Here is a 21,155-nt window from a genome sequence, read left to right as displayed (position 1 = left end):
CAATGACTGACACGACCGCAAGCCCGGCAGTCCGGGCCAAGCAGTGGGACGACGGCTTTTTCCGCGAGTACGTCCGCGCGAACCGCTACAAGCGCTACATGGGGAGCGACGAGAACTCCATCATCCAGGTGAACAACGACCTGGCCAAGAAGAAGGGCGACGCGATCACCTTCAACCTGGTGGGCGCGCTGGACGCCAGCGCCGGCCCGAACACCGGCACCACCGCGCTGGTGGGCAACGAGAAGGCCCTGCCGAACGATGGCTGGCAGGTCAAGATCGGAGTCGTGCGCGATGCGGTGGTGGTGAACATGGAGGAGGAACAGGCCTCTGCGTTCGACATCCGCAACGCCGGCAAGGTGGCGCTGAAGGAGCTGGCGATGCGCTACCTGAAGAACGCCCTGACCGCCGCCCTGGGGGCCATCAACGGCATCGCCTACGCCACCGCCACCGCGGCGCAGCGCAACGCCTGGAACGTGGCCAACTCCGACCGCGTGCTGTACGGCCGCGAGCTGGCGAACTACAACGCCACGCACTCGACCGCGTTGGGCGGCATCACCGCGGCCGAGACGCTGAACAAGGCGACGGTGTCGCTGTTGAAGCGCATCGCCCAGCAGGCGGTCACCGTCAACGGCGAGGGCATCCGGCCCTACCGCTACGGCGAGGACGAGGAGACCTATGTGCTGTTCGTTGGCACCAAGCCGTTCCGTGACCTGAAGCTGGACATGGCCGACGTGCACAAGGACGCCATGGAGCGGGGCAAGGAAAACCCGCTGTTCACCGGCACGAACTCCCTGCTGTGGGATGGCGTGGTGATCCGCGAGATCCCCGAAATCCAGGACGTGGGCGCGGTCGGCGACTCGGGCGCCCTGGTGTCGCCGATCTACATGTGCGGCGCGCAGGCGCTGGGCGTGGCATGGGCACAGACCACGAAGACCACCGTGCGCAAGGAAGACGACTACGGATTCAAGAACGGCGTGGGCTTCATGGAAATGCGCGGCATCGGCAAGATCCAGTGGGGCCAGGACGAAGCGAACGCGATCGACTGGAGCGTGGCGACCGGCTTCGTTGCGGCCGCCCAGGACGCCTAACAGCTAGCGCAGGTGGACTTGAGCGGGGGCTTCGGCCCCCGTTCCTTTTTTGGGACGGCCGATGGCGACCTACAGTCGAGAGAAGTTTGTGCGCGACGTGCTGCTGGAACTGCGCATGGTCGATGCCGCCGAGGCGCCGGAGGCGGAGGACGCCGCGACGGTCGGCGAGAAGACCCAGCAGAAGTTCGAAGAGCTGTACGAAGACGGCCTGTTGCCGTTCGACATTGAGGGCGAGATTCCGGCCCGCTACATGATCCCGCTCGTGTACGTCGTAGCGCGCGAGTGCGCGGGTTCCTACCCGGTGGGCGACCGGGCCATGGAGCTGGAAGGCAAAAGCATCGACGGTTTGGCGCGGCTGTGGAAGCTGCGCGACAAGTTCGAAGCCGGCGAGCCGGCAACGACGGAATATTTCTGATGGCCGCCAGTCCGATCGATCTGCTGGGCGGCTTCTACACCGACGACAGCCGGCCGTGGTCCGTGCAGGACACCGTCAACTGGCTTCCTGAGCAAGCCGAGGCGGCGGGCACGCGCACGCCGTGGAAGCTGGCATCGCCGCCAGGCCTACGCCCGTTCGTGAACCTGGCGAATGGCCCCATCCGCGGCCTCCACGTCGCCGAGGGCGCGCTGTTCGGCGTCTCCGGCAACAAGCTGTATCAGGTGTCGGCGAAGGGCGTGGACACGGCGCGCGGCGTCATCCCGGGCATCGGTCGCGTCAGGATGGCGCACAACCAGATCACCGGCGGCAACCAGCTGTTGGCGGTGAACGGGCAGAGCGGCTACGTCTGGGACACCGTCGCCGGCAACCTGGTGCGCATCACCGACGAAGGCTATCCCGGGGCGCGCTCCGCGGCGTACATGGACAGCTTTCTGCTGCAGGTGGAGCCGTTCGGCCGCTTCTGGTTCCACTCGGAGCTGGCCAACGCGAAGTCCTACAACACGCTGGACCGCTACGAGTCCGAAGCATCGCCGGACAAGATCGTGCATCTGGCGGTGAGCCAGCGCGAAGCGGTGGTGTTCAACGAGACCACCATCGAGTTCTTCTACAACTCGGGTACGAACACCAAGACGTTCAAGAACAAGGGCATCGTGGTGGAGCGCGGCTGCGCCAGCGGCGACAGCGTGGTCAACCTCGACAACAGCCTCATGTGGCTGGGTAACGACGGGGTGATTTACCGCCTCGACGGCTATCAGGCGGTGCCGATCTCCACCGGTGCAATCCAGAAGGCGATTCGCAAGAACAACTGGCAGCAGGCGTTCGCCTTCAAGTGGGAGAGCGAGCAGCACAAGGTCTATTACCTGACGCTCCCGGATGGCCGCACCTGGGGCTACGACGTGGTGACGCGGCTGTGGCACCGCCGGCAGTCGTTCGGCCTCGATCGCTGGCGCCTCAATCACCTGGTGTACTGGAACGGCCAGTGGATCGGCGGCGATTTCCAGAACGGCCAACTGTGGATCCTCGACGAGGACTACATGCTGGAAGGCGACCAGCCGCTGGTATCGGAGCGTGTCTCCGGGGTCATCCACAACAACCAGGGCCTGATCGGCGTGCAGTTGCTCGAGCTGCTGATGAGCATGGGCATGGAAGAGACGGTGGCGGCGGATGGCCCTGGGCCCGGTCCCGATCCTGAGCCGGTGTGGCAGGGGATCGCCGATACGAACGTCGCCTATACGTTCACGCCCGATCCGAACGCGAACAGCTGCTACATGGTCGGGTCGGTGATCGGGGAAAACCGGTTCGGGAACATCCCCGGCGGCGGCACGGGCTGGGTGCTGGAAATCACCGGGACCGGCGTGCTTGGTCTGCGCATCGGGTCGATGCTGTTCACCGCGACGGACGGCGCCACGGCGAACATTGAATTGCTCTCGGGCGGCGGAACTGAGGTCGTCGCCAACGCCTCGCCGACGCCGACCACGGCATGGCTCCCCAACCCGATCGAGCGGTCGCTATCGCTCGGCGTCACCGGCATCCGCATCACCCTCAAGGGCCTGCAGTCGGGCGTGTCGCATACGTCGGGATGGTCAATCGAAGTGCTGACCGACGGATACACGCCATGAGCGATAGGAAGGTCGAAATCTGCTACTCGAAGGACGGCGGGAGCAACTGGTCGAACTGGCGCGAGTGCTCGCTCGGTGAACTCGGCGAGTTCAAGCGGCGCGTTCGCGTTAAGCGCTTGGGTCCCGGCCGCGACTGGGTATTCAAGATCCGCGTTTCCAGTCCGGTGAAGCGCGACCTGTATGGCGCCGTGGCAATGATCGAGGCGTTGGAATGAACGATATCGAACAGAAGTCTGGCGCACTGCCGGGCGCGCTGGCGCTGCCCAGCAAGCACCCAACGCGGGAGCAGCTGCGCGCGCTCGAGGACGAACTGCGCAAGCACCCGCCGGCCGACATTCCGGTGACGCACCACTTTGCCGACGGCATCTACGGGCGCGAGGTGTTCATCCCCGCCGGCACGGTGCTGACCGGGAAAGTGCACCGATTCTCGACCCTCAATTTCCTGATGAAGGGCGAGATCGAGGTCACCACGCCGGAGGGCATGCGCCGGCTGCGCGCGCCGGCAATTTTCGAGTCGCCGGCCGGCTGCAAGAAAGCGGGCTATGCCCACACCGACGTTATCTGGGTCAACGTCCATCCGACGAAGCTGAAGGATGTCGCGTCGATCGAGTCGAAATTCATAGAGCCGGAAGAGCTGCCGGCGATCACGCACGAAGGAGGCAAGCCATGAGCTGGGTAGCAGTGGGGACCGTGGCGGTGACCGCCATCGGCGGCGCCGTTTCGGCCGATCAGCAGAAGGGTGCGGCGCGCGACGCTGCCAAGGCGTCGAACTCGGCGCAGTCCGCCTCGTGGGCGGCCAACAACGCGAACATGCAGCCGTACATGACGGCCGGCACCAACGCGCTGACGCAGCTGCAGCAGCTCAACGCCGGCAACACCAGCAGCTTCACCGAGTCGCCGGACTACGCGTGGACGCGCGACCAGGGACTGAAGACGCTGGACCGCAGCGCGGCGGCGGGCGGCAGCCTGTACTCGGGCGGCCACGGCGCCGACCTGCTGAGTTTCGGCACCGGCCTGGCCACCCAGAACTACGACAACTTCTACAACAAGGTGCAGAACATCGCCGGCATGGGGCAGAACGCCGCCAGTTCCCTCGCCGGCAACAACACCAACTACGCCAATGCGGTGGGCAGCACGAACGCGAACACGGCGCTGGCCAACGGCGCCACCAACTCTGCGCTCACCGGCCTGCTGACCGGCATCGGCACGAACCTGCTGGGCAACTACGGCGCCGGCAGCGGCCGCACCAGCAGCTACGGCACCACCGGCGTTGCGTCGCTGTACGGCCAGCAGGCCAACACCGGCGCCGGCAGCTATTCCAACTTCGGCAACAACCTGTACAACTTCGCGAGGGCGGCGTAATGGCGAACGGACTGGCGGACTTCCTGGGCGGCTACCAGGCGGGCAACGCGATCACCGAGCAGCAGCAGCAGCAGCGGCAGCAGAACCGGCTCGCCCAGCTGGCGCCGCAGGTGGTGTCGGGCGATCCTGCCGCGTTCGCCCAGGCAGCCGCTATCGACCCGCAGGCGGCCCAGCAGTACCAGGCCGGCGGCGACTCGATCGCGCTGCGCGCGCGCGGCGCGGCGAAGTTCCTGCAGTCGGCGCTGCAGGCCGGCGATCAGCAGAAGATCATGGCCGCGCGCCAGACCATCAAGCCCTTCATGGACACGCTGAAGCCTGGGACGGCATACCCGATGGACATGGACCCCGGCCAGGAAATGGCCGGCGTGCAGAGCTTCCTGGCGCAGACCGCGCACCTCGATCCCACGCAGAACGGGCAGGGCCAAGTGCAGTCCACCTACGTGGATGCGCAGGGGAACCGCGTGGCGATCATGCGGAACGGCAGCACGCAGATCCTCGGCCAGGACAACCCCAAGGTCCAGATCATCGATTCGGGCGATGGCTTCTACGGGGTCAACAAGGGCACGTTGCAGGCCACGCCGGTCAACACGAACCCCAGCGGTACGGCGGGCGCGGCAGCGGCAGGCGCGGTTGGCGGCGCTGCCGCGCCGGGTAGCCGTGCGTCCGACTTCACGAGCCTGGCCATGGAGTTCCCGGGCGTGCAGATGACCAGCGGCATGCGCACGCCGCAGCGCAACGCAGAAGTCGGCGGCCAGCCGAACAGCCAGCACCTCGCCGGCACCGCAGCCGACTATGCCGTCCCTGCAGCCCTCAAGCCGGCATTCGTCGCGCGTGCCCGGCAGCTCGGCTACCAGCCAATTGACGAAGGCGACCACGTGCATCTGCAGCTGCCCAATGGCGGCGCGGCCGCAGGCGGCACGCAGCTGCGAAAGGCACCGGCCGCCATCACGCCCTACCAGCAGGCGCAGCTGGACCTGGATCGTGATGCTGCTGCCCAGCGCGGCGTGCCGTCCGGTTACCAGCGCCTGCCGGATGGCAGCCTTCGGGCGATCCCCGGCGGCCCGGCGGACAAGCCGACCGTCGCCGAGAAGCCGATGCCGCCGGCTGCGATCAAGCAGGCATTCGACCTACAAGACCAGTTGCAGGGATCGGAGAACGTGATGCTGATGACGCAGAAGCATCTCGGTCGCCTCGATGCAGGCACGCTCGATGTTCGTCCGGGCGCCGCCGCCGAGGGCTGGATGCGTAACAAGGCAGGCATCACCGACCCCAATTCCCGCAACTTGGCCGAATGGGATGCCGACCGCACCGAGATGGTCAACGAGTCCTTGAGGCTCAACAAGGGCGTGCAGACCGAGGGCGACGCCGCGCGCGCGATCAAGGGGCTGATGGAGGCCAGCGACTCCAAGAGCCTCAAGCAGTCGATGGCCCGGCTGCAGGAAATCAACCAGCGCGCCATCACGCTGCGCCAGCAGCAGATCGGCGCGCTGTACCGGAACTACGGCCGCGGCCCCGATGGCGAGCCGCTGGAAGTCGCGCCGCGTGCTGCGGCTCCTGCCGCCGCTGGCGGGGCCGCGGCCGGCGGCGTCGACGACCTCCTCTCCAAGTATGGAATCCGCTGATGGCGACCCTTGAGCAGATCGAGCAGGCATTGCGCGCGGCCGACGCGGCCGGCAACACCGACGACGCGCGCCGGCTGGCCCAGGCGTACGCCGACATGCGCGGGCAGCAGCAGGGGGCGCCGCAGGGGCCGGCCGCGCCGCCCACGCCGGCCGACCAGCAGCCGCTGGAGATCGATGTGTCTGGCGGCACCCCCGGCGAGGCGCCGAGTGTCGAGGAACTGGACGCACTTCGGGGTGGGACGGCAAAGCCAAATCCCGCCAACAGCTCCGCGTTCGCGCGCATGGTGTCGGGCCAGGCGGCCGAGCCGCAGGTGCAGGAGGGGAACGCCGTTGGCCGATTCCTGGGCGAGTATGGCGGCCGCCAATTTCTGCAGGGCGCCGCGAATCTCTATGGCCAGCTCGGCGGCGACGCGCTGAACCACTACGTGCTGGACCCGATCGACCGCGCGGCCGGCTGGGGCACGCAGCTGGGCACCGGTGGCCGCACCTACCACGACGCCGCCGCCCAAGTCGCGGACGAGATGGGCATGCGCCGGCCGCAGACGGCGCGGGATCGCGTCTACAGCGACATCGGCGAGGCGCTGACCGGCACGGGCCTGACGATGGGCATTGGCGCTGGCGTAAACGCGCTGACGAACCTGGGCCGCGCCGGTGCCGCCGCGCCGGTTACCAACCGCCTGGCCGATCTGCTGACCGCCAATCCGGCCCTGCAGACGATCAGCACCGCCACCGGCGCCGGGGCATCGTCCGGCATGCGCGAGGCAGGCGGCGGCACCGGCATGCAGATCATGGCCGGCTTGCTTGGAGGCCTGGGGCCTGGCGCAGCCAGCGGCACCGCGGCCCTAGCCGGCCGGACGCTCGCGCCGAATCGGCTGGCACAGCTAATTCCGGAAGCGGTCGGCGCGGTCCCGACGGCCGTGGCCGGCGCCACACGGCGCGCGCTGCGCGGCCAGGACACGCAGGGCCTGCGCGACACCATTGCGGCGTTCGACGCCGCCGGCACCACGCCCAGCGTCGGGCAGGCGACCGGTAGCCGTATAGCCAATGGGTTGGAGACCTTCGCAGGCAACTTCCCGGGCGGTGCTGGTCGCATTGCAAAGCTGGGGGAACAGCAGCGGGAACAGGTGCGCGGCCGGATCGACGAAATGTCGAACGCCATCGCACCCAGCGGCGCCGACCTCACGCCGCAACAGGTCGGCACGTCGGTGCAGCAGGGAATCACTGGCCCCGGTGGCTTCGTCCAGACGTTCCGCAACAACTCGAAGAAGCTGTACGGCGCGCTGGACCAGTTCATGCCGCCCACTACTCGAGTGGCTGCGCAGAAGACCGACGCCTATCTGTCCAACATCACCGCGCCGACGACCGGCGCAACCAACACGTCGCAGGTGCTGGCAAACCCCTTCATGGATCGCCTCGCCGAGGCAGTGCAGGCCGATTTGGCGGCGAACAACGGCGCGCTGCCGTACAGCGCCTTGAAGGGCATCCGCTCGATGGTCGGCGAGAAGATTGCCGGCGCCGGTCTCAATCCGGACTTCGACGTGAAGCAGTTGCGCGGCCTCTACGCGAGCCTGAGCGACGACATGACCGACGCGGTGCGGGCGACCGGCAACCCGCGCGCGATCCAGCTAATGGAGCGAGCGAACAATTACTACAAGATGGGTTCAAACCGGATCGAGCAAATCGAGAAGATCATTGACAAGAACGGAGGCCCGGAAGCCGCCTACGTGGCGCTGTTCAATGGCGCGCAGAACGGCGCGACGCCGCTACGGCGCGTGATGGGGGCGCTTCCCCAGGAGGCGCGGGCTGAGGTCACGGCGTCGTTCTTGCAGCGGATGGGGCGAGCCGCGAAGGGGCAGCAGGATGCCACTGGCGATGCATTCTCGATGCGCACATTCCTCACCAACTGGGCGAACCTCAGCCCGGAGGCGCGCAAGGAGCTGTTCCGCAGTGCGCGCTATGGAAGCGCCTTCCGCGACGACGTGGACAAGATCGCGCGTGTGGCGGAATCGATCGATAACGGGAGCAAGGTTTTCCAGAACACGTCAGGAACCTCGCGCCAGATTGCGCTGGGCAGCGTCATCACGGCCGTGCCCGCTGCCGCCGGCGCAGCGATGACGGGCAATTTCACACAGGCGCTCATGACCCTGGCCGCACCGGCAGGCGCGGTCGGTATCGCCAACCTGAGCGCACGCACCATGACGAACCCGCGTGTGGTCGCATGGCTCGCGCACAACACGAACCGGGACGCTGGCGATCTTGTGGCCCAGCTGCAGACGCTGCGCAGCGCAGGGGAGCGGGCGGGTGACGATGAAACTGTTGAACTGGCAGACGAGCTAATGCAGCGCACCGCCGCAGCTAGCGGGGGTCGATCCCCATAGAAATCAGCTCACGTCGCTGCTTCCTGATCTGCCTGGAATGCTCGCACTCTTCGTCCGGAAGGAGGCTAACTTGATCTTGGAGCCTGCCTAGTTGGTTTTGCAAATCGTCCAGCTTTTTCTCGACGCGACCGAGTGCCTGAAATGCCATTCCGACGATGGTGATGAAGACCATCACCCCAATCACTAAGAACGCACCAGAAAAAATCCCCACGATATACCCCGTCACCACGTCCATTGACGGCCCGAATCCTACCACCAACCCATGACCCCGCCTCGGCGGGGTTTTTCATTGGAGAAGGTCATGACCTACAAGAGCAATTACCACGCCCTCGGCAAGATGCGCATCAAGACGGTTCAGTTGGTGGCCCGATTGTTCGGCGTTCCGATCGACGTGCACACCAGCTGGTTTGTCAGGCAGTCGTGAGTAGCGGCACCAGAGCTTTCAGGGTGGCCATCTCTGCAATATTGCCCACCACCACCGCATTCTTGAACTCCATCGAGCCGACCAAGGCGAGGTCTTCTGCCGGGGCGATAGCGTTCTTGATGCTCGCGGCGATCTGAGCGCCGGTGGAGTTGCTGTCGATCAGCCAGAACGAGGTGGGTTCATACCACCAATGGTTCGCACGATGGGCTTTCACCGCTTCGATCAGCGCTCCGTAGCGGGTGTCGTAGTCGCGACCGCCTACTGAGCCAGCAGCAAGCCGGAAGGTGATCCAGTAAGTCGTCATTCCATTCCCCTGTAACGCCCTCCTGTTGGGCAGGCGGAGCGTAACCGCCCAATCGCCCCGATTCGTAGACAACCCCACCCGCCGCGCGCGGGTTTCTTTTTGCCCGGAGACGCCATGTCTTTTCGCTTCTACAACCCCGCCCCGGTCTTCTTGGACCTGCCGGGCCTGGCGCCGCTGGCGGGCGGCTCGCTGCAGTTCTTCGCGATCGGGACCACCACGCCGAAGGGCACGTGGTCCGACTCGGATCTGACCACGCCGAACACGAACCCGGTGCCGCTGGACAGCTCGGGCCGCGCGAACGTGAATATCTGGCTCGACGGCGCCTACAGCGTCGTGCTCAAGGCCGCGGACGGCACGTTGGTGTGGACGCGCGACGTGGACTCGGGCGCCGGCGCGGGCGCGACGATCCCGGCGCTGCTGACCGGCAAGTTCCTGAGCAACGACGGCAGCAACCTGATCTGGTCCGACGTGCTGCAGGTGCCGGACCCGACAGGCTCGGCGAACAAGATCCTGAGCACGGATGGGTCCAATCTGATCTGGATTTCCCAGCAGGAGCTGCCGGACCTGCCCGTGCAGAACTTCACCAACCGGGTGAAGATCGGTACTTATCTGCGGCAGTGGGGCAATGCCAGTGCGCCGTCATCTGGCACTCGGCAGACCGCGGTGAGCGTCACATTCGCCAATGCCTTCACCGGCGAGCCGTACTTCATCGGCATCATGCCGCGCAACGTCACCCACACCGCCGGCGGCCAGATCGGCGTGCCAGCGGTGACGGCGAAGTCGGCCACGGGTTTCTCAGTGCAGTTCGACACCGACGACTTCGGCCAGTCCAACGCGTCCTTCATCTCCGCACTGCCGTTCGACTGGGTCGCGGAAGGCCCGACCACGGCATGACCGCCATCGCGATCCCGCGCGTCCAGGGCGCGCTGGCAGACCGCGCCGGCCTGGTCACCCAGGAGTGGTATAGCTTCTTCCTGGCGCTGCGCGACAACGCCGACGGCAACACCGAGTTGCAGGAGCAGATCGACGCCGTCGCGGCCCAGGTCGCCAAGCTGATGGGCGGAAGCGGGGGCGGATCGGCCTCGTTCCAGATGCAGGGCATCGGGTCGGTGCTGGTCTACGGAACGCCGGCCGGCGGCGCCGTGCAGGTGACGCTCGACGGCGATCAGGACGCGCCGGGCAACACGTACTACTACGGCACCGGCCCGGATGGCCTGCGCGGCTGGTCTTCGCTGGCCAGTGGCTTCGCCGTCACCGCCGACTTGACCAAGGTTGTGGATGGCGTGACGGGCGTGACGACCCACGGCCTTGCGGATCTTGCAAACAGCGGCACCGGCACGGCGATCTACAAGACCACGCGCGACGGGAAGGGCCGGATCTCCGGTCAGGTCACGGCGAACACGGACGACCTGCCAGAGAGCGGCGCCCCGACGAATCAGTGGTTCACCGTGGCACGTGTGCGGGCCGTGGTGATGCCTGCATTCACCGACTACATTTCCGGCCTAGTCATGACGTGGATCAGCAACACGTCCGTCAGTTTTAGCGCGGGCGCATGCTACGTCCCGAGCCTGGGTTATGTGCTGGCATTCCCCGCGCCGATCACGAAATCGGGTCTGTCGCTCGCCGCCAATTCTTGGTATCACTGCTATGGTGGTGTGAGTGGCGGAAGCTCCGACATCGAAATCGTCGCCACGACACCGGCAGCCGCCTATAGCGGCACGGCCCGTACAAAGACCGGCGACACGTCGCGGCGCTACATCTGCAGCATCCGCACCGACGCCAGCGGCAATGTGCTCCCCTTCGTCCATGCCGGCGACAGCATCAAGTACACCAACAACGTCATCAACAACATCGTTCTCAATGCCGGCAATGCCACTACGGCCACGAGCGTTGACGTATCCATCTATTGCCCTATCACATCCAGAATCGCGGATGCCCTGTGCTACAACTCAGCAAGCAGCGCGAGCGGGGCTTTCGTCTTCTTCTCTAACTCCGAAGCGATTGCAGTATCTAGTTCGACTTATCTAGCGGCATCTGCCCCGACCGCGTACTTGGCTGTTGGGCTGCTGATGGACTCTGCGCAGAAGATCACCTACACCTACAACGCATCCCCTGGCGGCGGGGGCGCGTTCGTCCGCGTCATGGGCTACAAATTCGCGAGGTGACCGATGTACGCAGTCAATGGCCGTAGATTCCGTGCCATCGCTGCTGGCGACCCCTTGAGCGATGGGGAAACGCTGGTCGATGAACTGCCGGCGAGTCTGCTGCAGCTGGATCCGGTAGCCGAGACGAAAGCACGCATCGGCGCATGGCTGGACAGCGTCGTGCAGGCGCGTGGCTACGACAACATCGTGTCCTGCGCCTCATACGCGGCCAGCACGAACACGCAGTTCCAGGCCGAGGCGGCCGCGGCGATTGCCTGGCGCGACGCGGTCTACGCCATGGGCTACGAGATCCTGGCGAACACGCCGGCCGGCGTCGAGACCCCCGAGGACGTGATGGCACTACTGCCGCAGCCTGAGGTGTTCGGATGGCCGGTGTCGGAATCTTCCGACAGCACGCCGGGCTGACCGCCGATAGCGCCAGGCCGGTGCCAGCGCGATCCTGGCCATGCCGGACGCGGGGCCAAGGTGGCCGCTCAACCCGCGTGGCGACTGAGCATCGCCGATCCGGTCCCGGCGTGAAGCACAGCTTCCGGTGGGTCAGAGTGAGACGTTATGTCGGGTTAGGCTTGATGCATGGGGATAATAATCTTCTTCCAAGCCGGAGATCCGTTCATGAATCCAGAGTGGGCTGGAAAAATAATAAATCCGAGTGGTTGGGGTCTGCTATATACCGACAAGCTTCCCAAGATGGAGATATATTTCGGAAAGCGCACGTTGGCGCACAGTGAGACATCGACGTGGTGTAGAGTTGATGTGTCGGACACCCATCATGGAAGTGTTGAAGATGTTAAGGAAAGGACTATTCCGAAGTTTATTGCTGCGGCCGACGCTATAGATCGCGAGCTTCGCTTTTATGGACGGGCTACGATCCATTGCGTTAATGGAAATAGCCGAACCTCTTTTTGCCTAATCACCTATTTGATTAGATACGCTGCTGCTACTTTTGATGAGGCTTCCGCCTTGATAGTGGAAGTTCAATCGGGTCGGGAAGATATCACCTTTGAGTTGGGGAAAGTGTTTAAAGGAGGGGCTTCCTACAGTAAGTGGATTCAAGAATCGATCGGCAAGATTCAAAATACCGGAAATTCTGGGGACTCATTGGCAGAGCACACGCAGTATGCTCACGCCGAGGGGAAGCTGGTGGTGGAAGTCGTAAAAAACAAGGTAACTAAGCGGAAGCCGAAGACGAAAGAGCGAATCGATACGTTGGAGACAGCGAGATTCGAAGAACTCTGGCGTGAAATCGATGCCATGGAAGATGGTGCTGTAGAAGCGCTTCATAGGATGCGGAACGAGGGCGTCGTGATTTTCACAAATGCTGATGTCGGCGTGCTTCCTAAGTAAAAGCGCCTCCGAGTGCGGTGTTTCAGGGAAGTCCTGGAACCTCAGGTCTCCTCGTGTCACCAGGGGGGCGGCTGAAAGAAAAACCGCCCAAGAGGGCGGCTTTTGTGCGGTGGCTTTGTGATAGCCGACGGCGAAAGCGCTAGTTCGGCGCGGCGGGCGCCTTGGTGCGCGGGAGCACGTAGGAGGTGATGTACTCGCCGTTGGAGCCATAGACCACGACGATCATCTGGGTGGCGTCCTGGTAGACCACCGTGGCGCTGCATGGGCAACTCGCCGCAGCGGTGACCATGCCAAGTGGGCGGTCCTTCTCGTCGTTGACCGCGATCAGTTCCTGTTCGGCGGCCGATCCGATCGGCAGGCGCGATTGGGCGCCCGGCGTGACGGTGATCACCGTGATCACCTCATCCTGAAGCGAGTTGATCTGCGCGAACTTCAGCCCGGCCTGCTCGAACGTGTAGACCTTGAACAGCGGCGATAGGCTGACGTTCTTCTTGCCTACCGGGATCCGCTCGCCCATGCCCTGAATCACGTCGGCCGGATTGAGTTTTGGGCCGGGCGCTGCAACCGCGCCTGCCGCGATCAGCGCGGTGGCTAGGACCGTAACTTTTAACAATGCACGCATATCCACTCCTTGGGTATGTATTAGTGAGCTGCTGCCGCCGCAGACCGCGGGCGACGCGCACGCTCACGGTGATGACCACGCTACTGCTGCGCTGGATCGCTGCGCAATGGCGCCGCGCCAAATGTCTACACAGCGCTCCTAAACCTCAGTGCGTGACCAATTCAGGGAGGAAGAGAGCCGATCTCAGCCGGAGAGATCGAGGGCGCTAGCATGCCCAAATGACGCTGCCAGACGACTTCGAATGGGAACTCAATCGGTGGGCGCAGGACTGGCTGAAGTGCGCGGGTAAGATTGTCGCGGGCGTGAGCCAGACCGCCATTCGCGGGATATGGATCGCCAATGTGAACCGCCACGACGAGAACACGATCTCTTACCCGCACGCCTACTTCCGCAGCCGGGGCGCGGCGATGCGCTCTGTAGAGCGCTGGGCCTGCGCCCACGCAGCGCGCCTGCCCAACGAGATTGCTACCAGTGCCCGGGAGAGGGCGCCGCTTGTCCCCAACCGCGATGAGAAGAGGATGGCTAGGTCGATGTGGGGCTAGCTAGCTCTGGTCGGCTTGCATCCGGCAGCCGCCCCGGCGGTGTTTCCTTTAGCGGAAGGAGGTGAGCGCACGCTATGGAGCCTTGTTTGACTTCCACTCGGCGGCAGCGGGTTTCTGCTTCTCACTTTGCTCTACTGCCGAGCGCAAGACCACTGGCCAGCCGTGCGCGTCTAGGTAGTGGCGTATTCCATTCGTGCGGAGAAAAAGCGCTTGGCGGGCGCGCTGTGGCGTCCGGCAAAGCTCCGCCACTTCATCCTTGGATAAGCATAGCTGAGACATCGGAGTTCCAATCAGCAGTCTTCTTGTGGAAAGCATGCCACCCAGGCGAGCAGTTTCCTATGTCTGTGGCGAGGCCTCTTCAGATGGCTGTCTATGTAGCGACTCCGGCCGTAGTTGGGTGTACCGCTTCAGTTCGGTCCACGACTCATGGAGGGTCACCGATGCGACCTCAGGTATGTCGTATCCCTGTTCAAACAGGCGAGACGTGCCCTCGTGCCGCAGGTCGTGGAAGTGCAGATCCTCGATCCCCAGCTTCGCGCAGGCGCGCGTAAATGCGGTGCCGATCGACTTGGGGTTGTACGGGAAGATGCGGTCCTCGCCGTTCGCTCGCGGCTGACGCTGCACAAGCTCCCAGGCAGCGCCCAGCAGGGCGAAGCGCTTGTGGTTGCCCTCCTTGTGCCGCGGGTGCTTCGCGTCGCGTAGGAGCGCCGTGCGCGTGCTGGCTTCCAAGTCGGGCCACAACAGCCGGGTGATCTCGCTTTCCCGCTTCGCCGTCATGATTGCGAAGTCGATGATGTCGGGCATGGGAATCTCGGAGCGCCAAGCCGCGGCCTCGAAGTGCGCGCGCAGGCGCTGCAGCTCATCCGCCGTGGGTCGCCGCTCACGCCGCTTGGACTTGCCCACCAACTTCAGCAGGCGCAGGACGGGCCGCGCTTCCGCAACGGGATCAACCGGCAGGCGCACCCCAAGCATCGGGCCGGCCAGCTTCAGCAGTTCTGAAAGGTATCCAAGTTCCACGTTCATCGTCGCGGGGGCACACGCAGGGATCAGCTGGCCGTTCTCCATGACGTGCCGTCCCTCGACGCGACGGCGCGCATGCTCGATCACGTCATTGGCGGTCAGGCGCTGGGCGACGATCGGCCCGAGCCCTTCGCGCAGTCTGGTCATGTTGCCGGCCTGGGTCTTGCTGATCGCTTTCACCCCGCCGAGTTCGTTGGTCCGCCAGTCGATCAGCTCGCCGATCGTCATGTCCCGGCCGGCCTTCTCGCCACGCGCATCTAGTTCCGCCAATTCGCGCTCAATCCGATCGGCCCAGGTCTTGGCCGCGGTCTTGGTGGGGAAGGTCTTGGTTTGGGCGGCATGGCCCTTTCGGCGCACAATGGCGCGCCAGCGCTTTCCGCGAGGTTGCAGTGTAGCCATGGCGTACCGTCCGTTGTACCAGTCTGCGGGGTGGTACAACTATGGTACTCGCAGCAGGGAAAGCGGGGGAATTTCGATGTTTGTACAGGCAAAGCCGGGAGCAGTAAGTGATTGAAATTGAAAACAAATCATTGATGCGTAAGGCTTCGCTGATTTCCGTGGCCCCGATGATGGACTGGACCGACCGCCACTGCCGCGTGTTCCACCGGCTGCTGGCACCGTCGGCGCGGCTGTATACCGAGATGGTGCACGCCAACGCGGTGGTGCTTGGCGATCGCGAGCGCCTGTTGGGTTTCGATGCGTCAGAGCATCCGCTGGCGCTGCAACTCGGCGGCAGCGATCCGGCGCTGCTGGCGCAGGCGGCGCGGATCGGCCAGGAGTGGGGCTACGACGAGATCAATCTCAACTGCGGTTGCCCGTCCGACCGGGTCCAGGCCGGGCGCTTCGGCGCCTGCCTGATGCGCGAGCCGGCGCTGGTCGCCGAGTGCGTGGCGGCGATGGTGCAGGCGGTGGACATCCCGGTCACGGTGAAGTGCCGGCTGGGCGTGGACCAGGACGACGACTACGAGGTCTTCCTCGCTTTCGTCGACCAGGTCGCCGCCGCCGGCTGCGGGCTGTTCGTGGTGCATGCGCGCAACGCATGGCTGCAGGGCCTGTCGCCGAAGGAGAACCGCGAGGTGCCGCCGCTGCGCTACGACTGGGCCTACCGGCTCAAGCGCGAGCGGCCGCAGCTGCAGATCGTGCTCAACGGCGGGCTGGCCGACGTGGACACGGCGCGGGCGCAGCTGCAGTCGGTCGATGGGGTGATGCTGGGTCGCGCGGCCTACCACGATCCCTACGTGCTGCACCGGCTGGATGCGGCCCTGACCGGCGCCGCGCCGCGGCCGCGTGCCGAGTTGCTGCGCGCGCTGCAGCCGTATGTCGAGGCGCGCCTGGCCGACGGCGTTGCGCTCAAGCACATCGCCCGCCACCTGCTCGGCCTGTTCTACGGCCAGCCCGGTGGCCGCGCGTTCCGCCAGGTGCTCAGCGAGGGCGCGCACCGGCCGGGCGCGGACTGGGCGCTAGTGGAACAGGCGTTGCTTGTGACCACGGGGACACCGCAGGTCGCAGCGTAGCGCGATGCCCGGACGGGTCGCCATTCGTCCGCGCTCCGCTCCCGGGTCCCCAACGCAAGCTGTCCTGACAGACGCCGCACCTCCCTTTTGGATGCGCGTTCAGTTACTTTGTTCAGCTTCCTGCGGCAGCCGGTCCAATACCAGCAGGAGCGGCAGACCCTTGCCGAGGCGGGGCTGAGGGGTGCCGACAAGCGCCCGCCGGCGCGGCAGCGGGAGTTCATTTCACTGAACGAAGGCGGCCGCGGCAGGAAAAGTTCAGATCGGATTCACCCCGAAAAATCAAGAATTTGGCTCGATTTTGCGAAATCGCTGCCCCGCCGCCAGGTGTCGCGTTTCACAACTTTTGAACGTTTCCGATCAGTCCGTTAGGATGCCACCTCGTGACCTCGCCCACTCTCCGCCGCTGCCGTACCACTGCCGTGATCGCACTCGCGCTCATGGCGGCCGGCCATGGCTGGGCGCAGCAGCCGGGTCCGCCGGGTCCGCCAGGGGGGCCGCCGATGGCGCCGGCCCGCGAGGCGCCCCGGGCGCGCGACTACAACAGCAGTTCGCTGTCCGATGCGGTGCGCCGGGTGCAGCGGTCTACCGGTGGACAGATCCTCGGTGCCGAGCGCGTGCCGTTCGACGGGCGCGACATCAATCGCGTCAAGTACATGGATGGCCGCGGCCGCGTGCGCTACATGGACGATCCGCAGCCTGGCCGCGCCACGCCGCCGCGCGTGCCGCGCCCGAGCGATGCGCAGGAACCACCACGCGGCGATAACCCCTGAGCCCGGATAGTCTGGTTCAGCTTGTCATACACACTGCCCCGGCCGCCGGCCATCTGTAAGTAACTAGGGAGAGTTCATGCGTATCCTTCTGGTCGAAGACGAAGCTCCGCTGCGAGAGACCCTGGCTGCTCGCCTGAAGCGCGAAGGCTTTGCGGTGGATGCGGCGCAGGACGGCGAGGAAGGCCTGTACATGGGCCGCGAAGTGCCGTTCGACGTGGGCATCATCGATCTCGGCTTGCCGAAGATGTCGGGCATGGAGCTGATCAAGGCGCTGCGCGACGAAGGCAAGAAGTTCCCGGTGCTGATCCTCACCGCGCGTTCCAGCTGGCAGGACAAGGTCGAAGGCCTGAAGCAGGGCGCCGACGACTATCTGGTCAAGCCGTTCCACGTCGAGGAGTTGCTGGCGCGGGTCAACGCGCTGCTGCGTCGCGCCGCGGGCTGGAGCAAGCCGACCCTGGAATGCGGGCCGGTGGCGCTGGATCTGGCGGCGCAGACGGTCAGCGTCAGCGGCAGCAACGTCGATCTGACCAGCTACGAATACAAGGTGCTCGAGTACCTGATGATGCATGCCGGCGAACTGGTCTCCAAGGCCGACCTCACCGAGCACATCTACCAGCAGGACTTCGATCGCGACTCCAACGTGCTGGAAGTGTTCATCGGCCGTTTGCGCAAGAAGCTGGATCCGGACGGCGAGCTGAAGCCGATCGAGACCGTGCGCGGTCGCGGTTACCGGTTCGCGATCCCGCGCACCGAAGGCTGATCCCACGCGCCTGCGACGAGCAACCGAAGGACGCGACAGCGTGGCGGCACGGCCCAAGTGGTACAAGCGCTGGCGCCCGCGTTCGTTGCAGGCGCGCCAGTTGCTGGCCGCCAGCCTGAGCCTGGTGGCGTTCCTGGCCGCGGCCGGCTATGCGCTGGACCAGGCCTTCGCCGACACCGCGCTGAGCAACCTGCGCGAGCGCCTGAAAAGCTACGCCACCGCCTACGCCAACAACGTCGACGTGGCGCGCGACGGCTCGCTGTACATCAACAACGACAAGCCGCCGCCGGACCCGCATTTCGACCGGCCGGGCAGCGGCCTGTACGCGCAGATCGTGATGCCCAACGAACGCTGGATCTCGATGTCCAGCGAGGGCCCGCTGCCGCCCAGGGGCGGCATGCTCGAACCGCGCCAGGAAACCTTCGACGGCCCCTGGCCGATGACCCAGATCGACGGCAGCGAAGGCGAGGTCTACCGCTACGGCATCGGCTTGGCCTACGTGCGCCGCGACAAGGAAACCCCGGTCACCATCTACATCATGGAGGACACCCGCGCGCTGGGTGCGCAACTGCGTGTGTTCCGCGGCCGGGTGTGGTTCAACCTCGGCGGCGCCGGGCTGATCCTGCTGCTGCTGCAGGCCTTCATTCTGCAATGGAGCCTGCGCCCGCTGCGACGCGTGATCAACGAACTGACCAAGGTGCAGCGCGGCGAAGCGGTGCGCATGGGCGACCGCCATCCGCGCGAGCTGGAACCGCTGACCGACAGCATCAACGCCTTCATCGAGAGCGAGCGCGAGAATCTGGACCGCCAGCGCAACACCCTGGCCGACCTGGCGCATAGCCTGAAGACACCGTTGGCCGTATTGCGCACCCAGCTCGACAGCGGCAACGACGGCCCGGAGCTGCGCGAGGAACTGGACGCGCAGTTGCGGCGCATGAACAACCTGGTGACCTACCAGCTCAGCCGCGCCGCTTCCAGCGGCCACAAGCTGTTCTCCGCGCCGTTGCCGATCGAACCCAATGCCGAAGAGATCGTGCGCGGGCTGGAGAAGGTGTACGCGGCCAAGGGCGTGCTGTGCGAGTTCGATATCGAGCCGAGCGCGCGCTTCCACGGCGAACCCGGCGATCTGCAGGAACTGCTCGGCAACCTGCTCGAGAACGCCTTCAAGTGGGCGCGGCGGCGGGTGCTGCTGAGCGTGCGTCCGGCGCCGGCGGCCGGCAGCCGCCGCGCCGGCCTGGTGATGTCGGTGGAGGACGATGGCCCCGGCATCGCACCGGAGGAAGTCGCGCACATCCTGCAGCGTGGCGTGCGCGGCGACGAACGCGTGCATGGCCACGGCATCGGCCTGGCCATCGTGCAGGACCTGGTCAAGGGCTATCGCGGCGAACTGCAGGTAAGCCGTTCCGAGGAACTGGGCGGCGCGCGCTTTCTGGTGACCATGCCGCCGGGCCTCTAGCAGCCAGTCCGTGCGCTGCAGGTGAATCCCGCGCAAACGCCGCGGCGGTTTCCGACATCGGCTTAACGTCCGCGCCAGGCAGGCGCGGATACTGCGCGAGTCGTCACACCCGGTTTTTCCGTTCAAGGAGCGCCGCATGCCCGAGCCCCGGCATCGTCCCGTATCGCGTCTGCGCGTGCATGGGCGCCGCGCGTTGCGCAACACGCAGCGGCTGTTGCTCTCGCTGTTGCTGGTGCTGTTCACCGTCGGCGCCATCGCCGGCAGCCAGAAGGTGCTGGAACGCGACGATGCGCGCTGGCTGCAATCGATGACCACCGGCCTGGACAGCGCCAGCGTATCGCAGCTGCAGCGCGACGGGCGCAAGCGCTTCCTGCGCGATCAGTTGCAGGCCTCCAGCGGCGACGCCGCCCTGCCTGCCGCGGTGCGCACGCAACTGGACGGCTACGAGGCCTTGCATACGCCGGTGCAGGAGCTGCTCAAGCAACTGGACGCGCGCCAGCAGTACATCAAGGCGATGCCCGACGGCGAGGCCAAGGTCGCCGCGAAGAAGGCCTTGCAGCAGCGCGCCGATGCGTTGCTGGCGCAGGCGCGGCAGGCGCAGCTGCTGCGCGCGGTGTATTCGCGCGACCAGCTGCGCGAGCAGATGGTGTGGTTCTGGCTCAACCATTTCAGCGTGTTCGCCGACAAGGGCCGCCTGCACTGGACCGTCGCCGACTACACCGACAACGCGATCCGCCCGCACGCGCTGGGCAAGTTCTCCGACCTGGTGATGGCGACGCTGCAGAGCCCGGCCATGCTCGAATATCTGGACAACGCGCAGAACGCCAAGGGCAAGGTCAACGAGAACTACGCGCGCGAACTGATGGAGTTGCACACGCTGGGCGTGGACGGCGGCTACAGCCAGCACGACGTGCAGCAACTGGCGCTGATCCTGACCGGTGTCGGCATCGCTCCGCCCAACCGCGACGCGCCGCCGAAACTGCCGCCGCCGCAGCAGGCGGACTACCTGCGTCGCGGCGCGTTCGAATTCAATCCGGCGCGGCACCAGCCCGGCGACAAGACCCTGCTCGGCCAGCGCATCGCCGGCGGCGGTTTCGACGAGGTCGAGCGCGCGGTGCAATTGATCGTGCGCCAGCCGGCATGCGCGCATTTCGTGTCGCGGCGCCTGGCCGAATATTTCGTCGCCGACGATCCGCCGCCGGCGCTGGTGGAGAAGATGGCGCGCACCTTCCAGCGCAGCGATGGCGATATCGCCGACGTGCTGCAGGTGATGTTCACCGCGCAGGAAATGGCCGCCGGCGCGCCGCACAAGTTCAAGGATCCGTACCGCTTCTTGGTGTCGTCGCTGCGCCTGGCCTACGACGGGCAGACCCTCGTCAATCCTCAGCCGCTGCTGGGCTGGCTGAGCCAGATGGGCGAACCGACCTATGGGCGCATCACTCCCGACGGCTGGCCGCTGCAGTCCAGCGCCTGGAACAGTTCCGGGCAGATGGCGCAGCGTTTCGAGATCGCGCGCGCGATCGGCGGCGGCAACACCCAGTTGTTCACCCGCGACGGACAGCAGCGCGGCGGTTTTCCGCAGCTGACCACGCCGCTGTACTACCAGGCGATCGAGCCGCAGCTCGGCGAGGCCACCCGCCAGGCGCTGGCGCAGGCGCGTTCGCAGCAGGAATGGAATGCGTTCCTGCTGGCATCGCCCGACTTCAACTATCGCTGATCCGGTCCATAG

At 65.6% G+C, this 21,155-nt stretch carries 24 protein-coding genes; 19 read left to right on the top strand and 5 right to left on the bottom strand.

Annotated features, from left to right (window positions below):
• The first annotated feature begins 2 nt into the window (after positions 1 to 2).
• From HDC36_RS16925 to HDC36_RS16890, 8 genes are all read left to right on the top strand, one after another.
• Positions 3 to 1,088 (top strand): DUF4043 family protein, encoded by a 1,086-nt coding sequence (locus tag HDC36_RS16925; RefSeq protein ID WP_179569630.1) that lies wholly within the window; start codon positions 3 to 5, stop codon positions 1,086 to 1,088.
• Positions 1,089 to 1,149: 61 nt separating this feature from the next.
• On the top strand, positions 1,150 to 1,503 hold the full coding sequence (locus HDC36_RS16920; protein ID WP_179569628.1) for a hypothetical protein: 354 nt from the start codon (positions 1,150 to 1,152) through the stop codon (positions 1,501 to 1,503).
• Positions 1,503 to 3,143: a packaged DNA stabilization protein gene (locus tag HDC36_RS16915; RefSeq protein ID WP_179569626.1), complete on the top strand. Its 1,641-nt coding sequence runs from the start codon at positions 1,503 to 1,505 to the stop codon at positions 3,141 to 3,143. Before HDC36_RS16920 ends, HDC36_RS16915 begins: the two co-directional genes overlap by 1 nt.
• Positions 3,140 to 3,358 (top strand): hypothetical protein, encoded by a 219-nt coding sequence (locus HDC36_RS16910; RefSeq protein ID WP_179569624.1) that lies wholly within the window; start codon positions 3,140 to 3,142, stop codon positions 3,356 to 3,358. Before HDC36_RS16915 ends, HDC36_RS16910 begins: the two co-directional genes overlap by 4 nt.
• Positions 3,355 to 3,813, top strand: coding sequence for a hypothetical protein (locus HDC36_RS16905; protein WP_179569622.1), 459 nt, complete (start codon positions 3,355 to 3,357; stop codon positions 3,811 to 3,813). Before HDC36_RS16910 ends, HDC36_RS16905 begins: the two co-directional genes overlap by 4 nt.
• On the top strand, positions 3,810 to 4,505 hold the full coding sequence (locus tag HDC36_RS16900) for a hypothetical protein (protein WP_179569620.1): 696 nt from the start codon (positions 3,810 to 3,812) through the stop codon (positions 4,503 to 4,505). The genes HDC36_RS16905 and HDC36_RS16900 overlap by 4 nt, the downstream gene beginning before the upstream one ends.
• Positions 4,505 to 6,127 carry a D-Ala-D-Ala carboxypeptidase family metallohydrolase gene (locus HDC36_RS23340; RefSeq protein ID WP_218848565.1) on the top strand — a complete coding sequence of 541 codons (1,623 nt, stop codon included), beginning with the start codon at positions 4,505 to 4,507 and terminating at the stop codon, positions 6,125 to 6,127. The genes HDC36_RS16900 and HDC36_RS23340 overlap by 1 nt, the downstream gene beginning before the upstream one ends.
• Positions 6,127 to 8,505 carry a hypothetical protein gene (locus HDC36_RS16890; protein WP_179569618.1) on the top strand — a complete coding sequence of 793 codons (2,379 nt, stop codon included), beginning with the start codon at positions 6,127 to 6,129 and terminating at the stop codon, positions 8,503 to 8,505. Before HDC36_RS23340 ends, HDC36_RS16890 begins: the two co-directional genes overlap by 1 nt.
• On the opposite strand, the gene HDC36_RS16885 is transcribed toward HDC36_RS16890, so the two are convergent.
• The gene (locus tag HDC36_RS16885) at positions 8,483 to 8,740 is read right to left on the bottom strand and encodes a hypothetical protein (RefSeq protein ID WP_179569616.1); all 258 of its coding nucleotides are present in this window, start codon (positions 8,738 to 8,740) and stop codon (positions 8,483 to 8,485) included. The two genes, HDC36_RS16890 and HDC36_RS16885, sit on opposite strands and share 23 nt — an antisense overlap.
• Positions 8,741 to 8,806: 66 nt before the next feature.
• On the opposite strand from HDC36_RS16885, the gene HDC36_RS23550 reads away from it, so the two are divergent.
• Positions 8,807 to 8,929: a hypothetical protein gene (locus HDC36_RS23550; protein WP_255432791.1), complete on the top strand. Its 123-nt coding sequence runs from the start codon at positions 8,807 to 8,809 to the stop codon at positions 8,927 to 8,929.
• Here the strand turns inward: HDC36_RS23550 and HDC36_RS16880 are convergent.
• A complete protein-coding gene (locus HDC36_RS16880; RefSeq protein ID WP_179569614.1) occupies positions 8,916 to 9,233 on the bottom strand; it encodes a hypothetical protein in 318 nt (105 codons plus the stop codon). The genes HDC36_RS23550 and HDC36_RS16880 overlap by 14 nt on opposite strands.
• A gap of 114 nt (positions 9,234 to 9,347) precedes the next feature.
• On the opposite strand from HDC36_RS16880, the gene HDC36_RS16875 reads away from it, so the two are divergent.
• The 4 genes from HDC36_RS16875 to HDC36_RS16860 all read left to right on the top strand — a co-directional run bounded on the left by HDC36_RS16875 (position 9,348) and on the right by HDC36_RS16860 (position 12,742).
• A complete protein-coding gene (locus HDC36_RS16875; RefSeq protein WP_179569612.1) occupies positions 9,348 to 10,127 on the top strand; it encodes a hypothetical protein in 780 nt (259 codons plus the stop codon).
• Positions 10,124 to 11,398: a hypothetical protein gene (locus HDC36_RS16870; protein WP_179569610.1), complete on the top strand. Its 1,275-nt coding sequence runs from the start codon at positions 10,124 to 10,126 to the stop codon at positions 11,396 to 11,398. Before HDC36_RS16875 ends, HDC36_RS16870 begins: the two co-directional genes overlap by 4 nt.
• A 3-nt stretch (positions 11,399 to 11,401) precedes the next feature.
• A complete protein-coding gene (locus tag HDC36_RS16865) occupies positions 11,402 to 11,803 on the top strand; it encodes a hypothetical protein (RefSeq protein ID WP_179569608.1) in 402 nt (133 codons plus the stop codon).
• A gap of 207 nt (positions 11,804 to 12,010) precedes the next feature.
• Positions 12,011 to 12,742, top strand: coding sequence for a dual specificity protein phosphatase family protein (locus HDC36_RS16860; RefSeq protein ID WP_179569606.1), 732 nt, complete (start codon positions 12,011 to 12,013; stop codon positions 12,740 to 12,742).
• A gap of 139 nt (positions 12,743 to 12,881) precedes the next feature.
• Here HDC36_RS16860 and HDC36_RS16855 read toward each other — a convergent pair whose 3' ends face one another.
• On the bottom strand, positions 12,882 to 13,364 hold the full coding sequence (locus tag HDC36_RS16855) for a hypothetical protein (protein ID WP_179569604.1): 483 nt from the start codon (positions 13,362 to 13,364) through the stop codon (positions 12,882 to 12,884).
• A gap of 218 nt (positions 13,365 to 13,582) precedes the next feature.
• Between HDC36_RS16855 and HDC36_RS16850 the strand changes: the two genes are divergently transcribed.
• Positions 13,583 to 13,906 carry a hypothetical protein gene (locus HDC36_RS16850; RefSeq protein ID WP_179569602.1) on the top strand — a complete coding sequence of 108 codons (324 nt, stop codon included), beginning with the start codon at positions 13,583 to 13,585 and terminating at the stop codon, positions 13,904 to 13,906.
• Between the two features lie 72 nt (positions 13,907 to 13,978).
• Here HDC36_RS16850 and HDC36_RS16845 read toward each other — a convergent pair whose 3' ends face one another.
• Together HDC36_RS16845 and HDC36_RS16840 are read right to left on the bottom strand one after the other, a co-directional pair.
• Positions 13,979 to 14,221 (bottom strand): DUF4224 domain-containing protein, encoded by a 243-nt coding sequence (locus HDC36_RS16845; protein ID WP_179569600.1) that lies wholly within the window; start codon positions 14,219 to 14,221, stop codon positions 13,979 to 13,981.
• A gap of 21 nt (positions 14,222 to 14,242) precedes the next feature.
• Positions 14,243 to 15,325, bottom strand: a complete 1,083-nt coding sequence (locus tag HDC36_RS16840) for a site-specific integrase (protein ID WP_179569598.1) — start codon at positions 15,323 to 15,325, stop codon at positions 14,243 to 14,245.
• Between the two features lie 134 nt (positions 15,326 to 15,459).
• Here HDC36_RS16840 and dusA point away from each other — a divergent pair, with 134 nt between their 5' ends.
• The 5 genes from dusA to HDC36_RS16815 all read left to right on the top strand — a co-directional run bounded on the left by dusA (position 15,460) and on the right by HDC36_RS16815 (position 21,143).
• A complete protein-coding gene (dusA, locus tag HDC36_RS16835; protein ID WP_179569596.1) occupies positions 15,460 to 16,440 on the top strand; it encodes a tRNA dihydrouridine(20/20a) synthase DusA in 981 nt (326 codons plus the stop codon).
• 500 nt (positions 16,441 to 16,940) lie between these two features.
• The gene (locus HDC36_RS16830) at positions 16,941 to 17,210 is read left to right on the top strand and encodes a hypothetical protein (protein WP_179569594.1); all 270 of its coding nucleotides are present in this window, start codon (positions 16,941 to 16,943) and stop codon (positions 17,208 to 17,210) included.
• Positions 17,211 to 17,286: 76 nt separating this feature from the next.
• Entirely contained in the window at positions 17,287 to 17,970 is a 684-nt protein-coding gene (locus tag HDC36_RS16825; RefSeq protein ID WP_003469280.1) for a response regulator transcription factor, read from the top strand.
• Between the two features lie 85 nt (positions 17,971 to 18,055).
• A complete protein-coding gene (locus tag HDC36_RS16820; protein WP_179570531.1) occupies positions 18,056 to 19,426 on the top strand; it encodes a sensor histidine kinase in 1,371 nt (456 codons plus the stop codon).
• A gap of 136 nt (positions 19,427 to 19,562) precedes the next feature.
• Positions 19,563 to 21,143, top strand: coding sequence for a DUF1800 domain-containing protein (locus tag HDC36_RS16815; protein WP_179569591.1), 1,581 nt, complete (start codon positions 19,563 to 19,565; stop codon positions 21,141 to 21,143).
• Positions 21,144 to 21,155: the final 12 nt, after the last annotated feature.

It is taken from the genome of Xanthomonas sp. JAI131, from assembly GCF_013410075.1.
Classification (GTDB): domain Bacteria; phylum Pseudomonadota; class Gammaproteobacteria; order Xanthomonadales; family Xanthomonadaceae; genus Xanthomonas_A; species Xanthomonas_A bonasiae.
This window is presented reverse-complemented; position numbering and strand designations above follow the sequence as displayed.

Excerpts from the sequence above, each read along its gene's own strand:
- HDC36_RS16900 (WP_179569620.1), top strand. The coding sequence starts at position 3,810 with ATGAGCTGGGTAGCAGTGGGGACCGTGGCGGTGACCGCCATCGGCGGC.
- HDC36_RS16880 (WP_179569614.1), bottom strand. The coding sequence starts at position 9,233 with ATGACGACTTACTGGATCACCTTCCGGCTTGCTGCTGGCTCAGTAGGC.
- HDC36_RS16870 (WP_179569610.1), top strand. The coding sequence starts at position 10,124 with ATGACCGCCATCGCGATCCCGCGCGTCCAGGGCGCGCTGGCAGACCGC.
- HDC36_RS16850 (WP_179569602.1), top strand. The coding sequence starts at position 13,583 with ATGACGCTGCCAGACGACTTCGAATGGGAACTCAATCGGTGGGCGCAG.
- HDC36_RS16875 (WP_179569612.1), top strand. The coding sequence starts at position 9,348 with ATGTCTTTTCGCTTCTACAACCCCGCCCCGGTCTTCTTGGACCTGCCG.
- HDC36_RS16825 (WP_003469280.1), top strand. The coding sequence starts at position 17,287 with ATGCGTATCCTTCTGGTCGAAGACGAAGCTCCGCTGCGAGAGACCCTG.
- HDC36_RS16860 (WP_179569606.1), top strand. The coding sequence starts at position 12,011 with ATGAATCCAGAGTGGGCTGGAAAAATAATAAATCCGAGTGGTTGGGGT.
- HDC36_RS16910 (WP_179569624.1), top strand. The coding sequence starts at position 3,140 with ATGAGCGATAGGAAGGTCGAAATCTGCTACTCGAAGGACGGCGGGAGC.
- HDC36_RS16855 (WP_179569604.1), bottom strand. The coding sequence starts at position 13,364 with ATGCGTGCATTGTTAAAAGTTACGGTCCTAGCCACCGCGCTGATCGCG.
- HDC36_RS16885 (WP_179569616.1), bottom strand. The coding sequence starts at position 8,740 with ATGGACGTGGTGACGGGGTATATCGTGGGGATTTTTTCTGGTGCGTTC.
- HDC36_RS16840 (WP_179569598.1), bottom strand. The coding sequence starts at position 15,325 with ATGGCTACACTGCAACCTCGCGGAAAGCGCTGGCGCGCCATTGTGCGC.
- HDC36_RS16815 (WP_179569591.1), top strand. The coding sequence starts at position 19,563 with ATGCCCGAGCCCCGGCATCGTCCCGTATCGCGTCTGCGCGTGCATGGG.
- HDC36_RS16915 (WP_179569626.1), top strand. The coding sequence starts at position 1,503 with ATGGCCGCCAGTCCGATCGATCTGCTGGGCGGCTTCTACACCGACGAC.
- dusA (WP_179569596.1), top strand. The coding sequence starts at position 15,460 with ATGCGTAAGGCTTCGCTGATTTCCGTGGCCCCGATGATGGACTGGACC.
- HDC36_RS16830 (WP_179569594.1), top strand. The coding sequence starts at position 16,941 with ATGGCGCCGGCCCGCGAGGCGCCCCGGGCGCGCGACTACAACAGCAGT.
- HDC36_RS16865 (WP_179569608.1), top strand. The coding sequence starts at position 11,402 with ATGTACGCAGTCAATGGCCGTAGATTCCGTGCCATCGCTGCTGGCGAC.
- HDC36_RS23340 (WP_218848565.1), top strand. The coding sequence starts at position 4,505 with ATGGCGAACGGACTGGCGGACTTCCTGGGCGGCTACCAGGCGGGCAAC.
- HDC36_RS16905 (WP_179569622.1), top strand. The coding sequence starts at position 3,355 with ATGAACGATATCGAACAGAAGTCTGGCGCACTGCCGGGCGCGCTGGCG.
- HDC36_RS16925 (WP_179569630.1), top strand. The coding sequence starts at position 3 with ATGACTGACACGACCGCAAGCCCGGCAGTCCGGGCCAAGCAGTGGGAC.
- HDC36_RS23550 (WP_255432791.1), top strand. The coding sequence starts at position 8,807 with ATGACCTACAAGAGCAATTACCACGCCCTCGGCAAGATGCGCATCAAG.
- HDC36_RS16920 (WP_179569628.1), top strand. The coding sequence starts at position 1,150 with ATGGCGACCTACAGTCGAGAGAAGTTTGTGCGCGACGTGCTGCTGGAA.
- HDC36_RS16845 (WP_179569600.1), bottom strand. The coding sequence starts at position 14,221 with ATGCTTTCCACAAGAAGACTGCTGATTGGAACTCCGATGTCTCAGCTA.
- HDC36_RS16890 (WP_179569618.1), top strand. The coding sequence starts at position 6,127 with ATGGCGACCCTTGAGCAGATCGAGCAGGCATTGCGCGCGGCCGACGCG.